This window comes from Micromonospora sp. M51 (assembly GCF_018070305.1).
GTDB classification, from domain to species: domain Bacteria; phylum Actinomycetota; class Actinomycetes; order Mycobacteriales; family Micromonosporaceae; genus Micromonospora; species Micromonospora parva.
The window spans coordinates 1-7566 of sequence record NZ_JAGPXZ010000252.1 but is presented as its reverse complement, the minus strand read 5'-3'; the positions used below and the strand labels follow the sequence as shown (position 1 = coordinate 7566).

General features: G+C 70.7%; 8 protein-coding genes. All 8 read right to left on the bottom strand.

The genetic code is table 11. The features are described 5' to 3' along the window. Positions 1 to 277: 277 nt before the first annotated feature. Positions 278 to 655 (bottom strand): helix-turn-helix transcriptional regulator, encoded by a 378-nt coding sequence (locus tag KBX53_RS15520; protein ID WP_030332125.1) that lies wholly within the window; start codon positions 653 to 655, stop codon positions 278 to 280. A gap of 57 nt (positions 656 to 712) precedes the next feature. After that, positions 713 to 1252: an orotate phosphoribosyltransferase gene (pyrE, locus tag KBX53_RS15515; protein ID WP_030332123.1), complete on the bottom strand. Its 540-nt coding sequence runs from the start codon at positions 1250 to 1252 to the stop codon at positions 713 to 715. Positions 1253 to 1421: 169 nt separating this feature from the next. Then, a complete protein-coding gene (locus tag KBX53_RS15510) occupies positions 1422 to 2231 on the bottom strand; it encodes an SDR family oxidoreductase (RefSeq protein WP_210860001.1) in 810 nt (269 codons plus the stop codon). A gap of 10 nt (positions 2232 to 2241) precedes the next feature. Then, complete coding sequence (locus KBX53_RS15505; protein ID WP_210860000.1) at positions 2242 to 2883, bottom strand: hypothetical protein; 642 nt, start codon at positions 2881 to 2883, stop codon at positions 2242 to 2244. Positions 2884 to 2955: 72 nt separating this feature from the next. Continuing rightward, positions 2956 to 3750: a hypothetical protein gene (locus KBX53_RS15500; protein ID WP_210859999.1), complete on the bottom strand. Its 795-nt coding sequence runs from the start codon at positions 3748 to 3750 to the stop codon at positions 2956 to 2958. Positions 3751 to 3841: 91 nt separating this feature from the next. Next, positions 3842 to 4270: a DUF4178 domain-containing protein gene (locus tag KBX53_RS36345; protein ID WP_309140783.1), complete on the bottom strand. Its 429-nt coding sequence runs from the start codon at positions 4268 to 4270 to the stop codon at positions 3842 to 3844. Between the two features lie 290 nt (positions 4271 to 4560). Continuing rightward, positions 4561 to 4941, bottom strand: coding sequence for a hypothetical protein (locus tag KBX53_RS15490; protein ID WP_030332106.1), 381 nt, complete (start codon positions 4939 to 4941; stop codon positions 4561 to 4563). Positions 4942 to 5055: 114 nt separating this feature from the next. Then, the coding region (clpB, locus tag KBX53_RS15485) for an ATP-dependent chaperone ClpB (RefSeq protein ID WP_210859998.1) at positions 5056 to 7566 on the bottom strand (2511 nt) is incomplete at its 5' end.

Genomic DNA, 7566 nt, shown 5'->3' with positions numbered 1-7566 from the left:
ATGGTCGCGGCGGCCAGTGCCGCCGGAGCGGTGGAGGCGGCCCGCGAGGCGTTCGACCACGACCGGCACCCGCACGGCCAGCAGCGCCCGGAGCACGGTCAGGACCGTTGAGGGGTACGACGACGGCCGGCCCCCTGGCGAGGGGGTCGGCCGTCAGCGTGTCGAACCCGGCCTCCGGCGGTGCGACCGGGGACGAGCAGGTGTCAACCACCGGTGGCGCCACCCCTGGCTCGCCACCGGACGCCGCCCCGGCTCGGGGCGGCGTGTGATGCCTACGTCAGCGAGCCTTCTTGGTGGCTCGCTTACGCGGCGGGGTCAGCAGGTCGGCGATCGTCGCGATCGCACTCGGGACCAGGCTGTAGTACGCCCAGACACCGCGCTTCTCCCGCTGCAACAAGCCGGCCTCGGTGAGGATACGCAGGTGATGACTGACCGTCGGCTGAGAGAGGCCGAGCGGTGCGGTCAGGTCACAGACGCACGCCTCGCCCTCGGGGGCCGACTGGATCAGGCTGAGCAGCCGCAACCGAGCAGGGTCAGCAAGGGCCTTGAGGACCCCGGCCAGACGCTCGGCATCGGCACGTTCGATCGGCTCGCCGTTTAGCGGCGAGATCTGAGGCATAGTCATTTCGGCCAACGCAGTTCCCACGTATTCCATCCTTCCACCAGCAGCATCGATCCGCCTGCATATCAGCAGATCCGAATCGGCAGACTTTTACGCCACAAGGCCGAGGTCAGCCAACGTATAGGCCGCCCGGTACGGCAATCCGGCGGCTCGCACCGCGTCGCCGGCGCCTCGATCAACAATAACCACCACACCCACGACTTCCGCCCCGGCCTCGCGAAGCGCCTCGACAGCGGTCAAAACACTTCCGCCCGTCGTGGAGGTGTCCTCCACCGCCAACACGCGGCGGCCGGCCACCTCGGGCCCCTCGATCCGCCGCTGAAGACCGTGGGCCTTGCCCGCCTTGCGCACCACAAAGGCGTCCAGGGCCCGGCCGGTCGGAGCGGCGGCGTGCAGCATCGAGAGGGCGACCGGGTCCGCACCAAGGGTGAGGCCCCCGACCGCGTCGAACTCCCAGTCGGCGGTGAGGTTCAGCAACACCCGGCCGACCAGAGGAGCGGCCCGGTGATGGAGCGTGACGCGCCGCAGATCCACGTACCAGTCTGCCTCGCGCCCCGACGAGAGCACGACCCGGCCATGGACCACAGCCAGGTCGGTAATGAATTTACGCAGGTCGTCGTGGTCCCCCATGGCGATAGAGGTTACTGCGCAACTCTGAACGCCGTGTGCGGGGTCCACCCTGATCAGCCCCGGGGGGAACCGATGACTGGCGATGTTCGACTACGCTCAGCGACTGGTCTGACAGCGGCGCGCCAACGCCGTCCCGCCGCCGGCTCGGGGCCGACGGGCCTGTCGAAGCTCAGCGCTCGTCGCGACCGATCCGGCCGCGGGTGTCCCGGGCGACCGCCTGGAGCAGTCGGCGCGGCGCGTGTCGCATACCGGCGACGACCACCTTGTACTTCCACGCCGGGATGCTGACCATCTTGCCTTTGCGCAGGTCACGCAAGGCTTCGTCGACCACATCCTCGGCTCGCAGCCACAGCCACTCCGGCGTCTTGGACATGTTGATGCCGGCCCGCTGGTGGAATTCCGTGCGGGTGTAGCCGGGGCAGAGAGCCATCACCTGAACGCCGAACGGCCGCGTCGACTGGCCGACGGACTCGCTGAAGTTGGTCACCCACGCCTTGCTGGCCGAGTAGGTCGAGCCGGGCATGGCCGTACCGAAACCGGCGACCGAAGAGACATTTATCACTGCCCCATTTCGCCGTTCGGTCATCGGTCGAACCGCCGCGAGGGTCAACCGCATGACCGCGTGCACGTTGAGGCGCAACAGTCGTGCCTCGTCCTCGGCCGTGGAACGCAGGAACGGTTTGTTCAGGCTGATGCCCGCATTGTTGACCAGCAGGTGCACCGGGCTGCCCTCGGCGAGCCGCCGCTCCACCGTCGCACATCCGTCGTCGGTGGACAGATCGGCCGGGATCGTCTCCACCTCGCGGCCGTACGCGGAACCCAACTCGGTGGCCAGCTCACTCAACCGCGCCTCGTCTCGGGCAACCAGCACCAGGTGCCAGCCGTCGGCGGCCAGTCGCCGGGTGAACGCCGCGCCGATGCCGGCGGTGGCCCCGGTGATCAGGGCTCGCCGCTCGGCGGTGGTGGGGTCGAGCGTCACGTGGCGGTCCTCACCTGGGCGGGAACGGGGGCGCGGGCTGGTGCGGGGCGGGCGTGAACGTGGGCGGTGCGGTTGGCGTGGCCGAGCGGTGGCGGCCGAACCAGCTGTTCGTTGCGGGCAGCGCCAGCAGCGTGGCTACTACAAGGTAACCGAGCCCCTGTGCGACGGAAAGCCCGGCGTTGAGCGGAATCCACCAGGACGGGTACGCGTCGCCGATCAGGCCCAGCAACTCGGCGAGAGCCTGCTCGCCCGAGCCCAGTCGCAGTGGCGCGGCCCGTTCGCCGACGACCACCGCCACGCTGCAACAGCCGGCGAGCAGGCCGAGCCCGCTGACCACCCACGTCGCCACCCGTACACCGTTGCGACCGGCCAGCAGCCCGAGGGCCAGGCCGGCGAGCAGCGGCGCGGAGAGCACCGCCACCACCGCCGACAGCACCATGGAGGCGCGGAGCAGGGTCACCACGTCGTCGATCTGCTCCGGGCTCGCCGACGTGTTGCCGGCGGCGGGACGGAACGCGTCGACCGTCGCGCCCAGCACCACCAGATCGACCACGGCGTACGCGAGCGCGGCGACCGCCATCACCAACAGCACGGACGCGGCCGACAGGACGGCGGCGGGCCGGCGGGCCGGTGGCGAATCCGGGTACGACACGACGAATCCCTCCGGTAGGCGTCGGGTTGCAACCTACTCGGAGGGATCGTCGGCGTCGTGCTTATCGAGCCGTCAGCTCGTCGACGGCGGGGTTGACCCGGGCCGGTCCGTGGGCGGCGTGTCGTCCGGCCGGTCCGTGGGGGGCGTCGCGTCCGGCCGGTCCGCTGCCGGCGGCGGGTAGCTCGGCTCCCCACTCGACGGATAGCCCGGCTCGCCGGAGGCCTGCGGGTAGCCGGGCTGACCCGGCGCCTGCGGGTAGCCCGGGTAGCTGGCACCCGGGGTCGGCGGCTCCCAGGCCGCGGTGGGCTTGCGGAAGAACTCGTTCGCCTTCGGTAGCGCCAGCAGGATCAGCGCGGTGAGCAGCGCGATCAGGCTGAGCACGCTGAGCAGGAGGCTGACCGGGGTGGCCCAGGAGGGCAGGGCCTCCTCCAGGCGGCGCTGGAGCTCCTCGGGGCTGGGCCCGTCGCCGCCGGTCCCGCCACCGGCGTTGAGACCGCCGGCCGCGTTGCTGAGCAGGCCACCGCCGACGCAGCAGACCATGATGCCGCCGACGATCCAGGTGGTGATCCGGGCGCCGTTGCGGCCCTGGTTGTTGAAGAGGGCCAGCACGCCCAACACGACCGCGAGCAGCAGCAGCACGACGCTGCCGCCGATGCCGATCACGGCGAAGACGTCGGCCACCTGGTCGGCGCCCTCGGCGGTGCTGTCCGCATACGCGTCACGAATCGCGTCCCGCGTCTTGCCGAAGGTGCTGAGCGTGATGATCAGGCTGATCACCTGGAGTGCCAGGAACAGGAAGAGCAGGTAGCTGGAAATCGACACAATGGATGGCCGCTGACGGGCCGGTGTGCGCTGGGAATCGACCACGATTCTCCTTCCCTAAGATCGCGCCCACACCGTATCGACAACCGGCCAGTTCGGCATGTCGCGACGAGCCCGGCGCGCCCACCGGTCCAGCTCAGCGGAGCTCGGGTGTGGGGTGGATCGTCAGGTCGGCGGGCCCGAGCAGGTCACCGCGGGAAACCCGCCAGCCCTCTTCGCCGTACGCCTCGAAGGAGAGCCGCGCGGCGCCACCGGACTGGTAGTCGTGGTAGCGCATGGTGCCGGTCGACGGCAGCTCGGTCTCGCCCGTGGCGGTGTATCGCGCCTGCCCGGTCTCGGTCCAGGTGAAGCGCCGCCCGCCGAGTTCGATGGTCGGGGCGCCCGGCGTGACGGTGGCACTCGGTTCGGCGGTCCAGAACACCAGCTCGAGTTCGGGGCCGTCCTCCACGGAGAGCCGGTGGCGGGTGCCGGATCCGTCGTCGAGCAGGTGCTGCACCCAGCTCCAGTCACCCTCGACCAGGCGGATGGTGGCGCTCACCGCGTACTCCCGCTCGCGGATCCGCACGCGGTCGCCGGGGGTCAGCGCGCGGCGACTGCGCCGGGCCGCCCGCTGACCGGACGGACGGCGGCAGGCCGCCGGGCCCGGTTGTCCGGCGGGCCCGCGCGACGAACAGGAGCACGGTCACCACGAGCACGGCAAGCGCCGCCGCCAGGTACGTCACCAGCGCGTTCACCCGACTACCTCCCCAGGTTCGTCGGCGCAGACGGTAACAACCTTCGGCACCAGCGGGACCCGTACCGTGACCGACAGCTCAGCTACCGACGGCACCGGTGGCGCCGCCTGCTGCGCATGGCTCAGGCGGCGGCGAGCCGCCGGCTGGCGTAGGTGCCCAGGGTTTCGCGGTCCATGACGCAGCCGACGAAGGTGGTGAACTCGCTCGGGTCGTCCCGCAGCGACGTCCACGCCGCTCGGGCCGCCGCCGGGTCGACACGCTCCAACAGCGTGGCCGCGTACGCCCGGCCAGCGGGTGTGCCGTCGGCAAGCACCCGGTCGAGTTGGCGGCGGACCTCCTCGGGGTGGTCGTCGAGGGCCGCCGACACCCGCTCGTACGCCTCCGTCACCGGCAACAACGTGCCGGCGAGGCCAACTCCCCCGAAGGCGAGCGTGTCAGCCGCCGCCAACTCGTCGGCGGCCGCACCAAGGTCCCGCTCCCACTTCCTACCAATCCCAAACATGCCCCACCCCTTTCCCCGTCCACCCCCGCCCCACCCTGTTGATCAAGAGGTTTGCGTCATGCGAAGACGCGAACCTGACGCAAACCTCTTGATCACCGCGTTGAGGGGTGGGGATTAGGCGGGGGTTATGGAGAGGGTTCCGGTTTCCGGGGTGCGGTCGACCTTTACCGTTTCGCCGTCGCGGATCTGGCCGGACAGGAGCGCCTTCGCCAGCTGGTCGCCGATCGCGCTCTGCACCAGGCGGCGCAGCGGACGGGCGCCGTAGATCGGGTCGTAGCCGTGCTCGGCGAGCCAGTCCCGGGCCGCATCGGTGACCTCCAGGCCCAACCTGCGGTCGGCCAACCGCCGCCGCATCCGGTCCAACTGGATGTCGACGATGGAGCGCAGGTCGTCTCCGCGCAGCGAGGCGAAGACCACGATGTCGTCCAGCCGGTTGAGGAACTCCGGCTTGAAGTGCGACCGGACCACGGCCAGCACACCCTCCCGGCGCTGCTCGTCGGCGAGCGTCAGATCGCTGATCACCGACGATCCGAGGTTGGACGTGAGGATCAGGATCGCGTTGCGGAAGTCGACAGTGCGGCCCTGGCCGTCGGTGAGCCGCCCGTCGTCGAGCACCTGGAGCAGCACGTCGAAGACGTCCGGGTGGGCCTTCTCCACCTCGTCCAGCAGCACCACCGAGTACGGCCGTCGGCGTACCGCCTCGGTGAGCTGACCACCCTCGTTGTAGCCGACGTAGCCGGGCGGCGCACCCACCAGGCGCGCGACCGAGTGCTTCTCGCCGTACTCGCTCATGTCGATGCGGACCATCGCCCGCTCGTCGTCGAAGAGGAACTCGGCGAGGGCCTTGGCCAGCTCCGTCTTGCCGACGCCGGTGGGGCCGAGGAAGAGGAAGCTGCCGGTCGGGCGATCGGGGTCAGCGATGCCGGCGCGGGCGCGGCGTACCGCGTCGGAGACCGCGCCGACCGCTTCGCCCTGGCCGACCACCCGGCCGCCCAGCGAATCCTCCATCCGCAGCAGCTTGGCCGTCTCACCCTCCAGCAGGCGGCCGGCGGGGATGCCGGTCCAGGAGGCGACCACAGCGGCGATGTCGTCCGCGCCGACCTCCTCCTTGAGCATCGCGCCGTCGGCCTGGAGCTGGGCCAGCTCCTCCTCGGCCTGCTTCAGCTCGACCTTCAGGGCGGGGATCCGGCCGTAGCGCAGCTCGGCCGCACGTTCCAACTCGCCGTCCCGCTCGGCACGCTCGGCCTCACCACCGAGGCGCTCCAACTCCTCCTTGGCGGTGGAGAGCTTGGTGATGTGGCTCTTCTCCGTCTGCCAGCGCTCGGAGAGCACGGTGAGCTGCTCGCGCTTGTCGGCCAGCTCCTTGCGCAGTCGCTCCAGTCGCTCGGCGGAGGCGGCGTCCGGCTCCTTGGCCAGGGCCATCTCCTCGATCTCCAACCGGCGGACCGCCCGCTCGATCTCGTCCACCTCGACCGGCCGGGAGTCGATCTCCATCCGGAGCCGGGACGCGGACTCGTCGACCAGGTCGATCGCCTTGTCGGGCAGGAACCGGTCGGTGATGTAGCGGTCGGACAGGGTCGCGGCGGCGACCAGCGCGGCGTCGGTGATCCGTACGCCGTGGTGCACCTCGTAGCGCTCCTTGAGCCCGCGCAGGATGCCGATGGTGTCCTCGATGGTCGGCTCGCCGACCAGCACCGGCTGGAAGCGGCGCTCCAGCGCCGGGTCCTTCTCGATGTGCTCGCGGTACTCGTCAAGCGTGGTGGCGCCGACCATCCGCAGCTCACCACGGGCCAGCATCGGCTTGAGCATGTTGCCGGCGTCCATCGAGCCCTCGCCCTTGCCGGCGCCGACGACTGTGTGCAGCTCGTCGAGGAACGTGATGACCTGCCCGTTGGAGTTCTTGATCTCCTCCAGGACGGACTTCAGCCGCTCCTCGAACTGCCCGCGGTACTGCGCGCCGGCGACCATCGCGCCGAGATCCAGCGAGATCAGCTTCTTGTCGCGCAGCGACTCGGGCACGTCGCCGGTGACGATCCGCTGGGCCAGACCCTCGACGATCGCGGTCTTGCCGACGCCGGGCTCGCCGATCAGCACCGGGTTGTTCTTGGTACGCCGGGAGAGCACCTGGATGACCCGACGGATCTCGGAGTCCCGCCCGATGACCGGGTCGATCTTGCCGTCCCGGGCGCTGGCGGTGAGGTCGACGCCGTACTTGGTCAGGGCCTGGTAGGTCTGCTCGGGGTCGGCTGTGGTGACCCGACGGTCCCCACCGCGAACGGTCGGGAAGGCGGCGACCAGAGCCTCCTCGGTGGCGCCGACGGTCTTCAGCGCGCCGGACACCGCCCCGCCCACCCGGGCCAGGCCGGCGAGCAGGTGCTCGGTGGAGGTGTACTCGTCGCCCAGCGGCCGGGCGATCTGCTCGGCGGCGCCGATGGCGTTGACGAACTCCCGAGCCAACGTCGGCTCGGCGATGCTGGAGCCGCGGGCGGCCGGCAGGTTGTCGACAGCGCGCTGGGCGGTCTGGCGCAGCTCGGTCGGGTCGGCCCCGACGGCGCGCAGCAGACCGGTGGCTGTCGAACCGTCGGTGTCCAGGAGTGACAGGAGCAGGTGCCAGGGCTCCACTGT

What these genes read in the sequence shown, in the direction of transcription:
- KBX53_RS15520 (WP_030332125.1), bottom strand. Translation starts at nt 655, where the DNA reads ATGGAATACGTGGGAACTGCGTTGGCCGAAATGACTATGCCTCAGATC.
- pyrE (WP_030332123.1), bottom strand. Translation starts at nt 1,252, where the DNA reads ATGGGGGACCACGACGACCTGCGTAAATTCATTACCGACCTGGCTGTG.
- KBX53_RS15490 (WP_030332106.1), bottom strand. Translation starts at nt 4,941, where the DNA reads ATGTTTGGGATTGGTAGGAAGTGGGAGCGGGACCTTGGTGCGGCCGCC.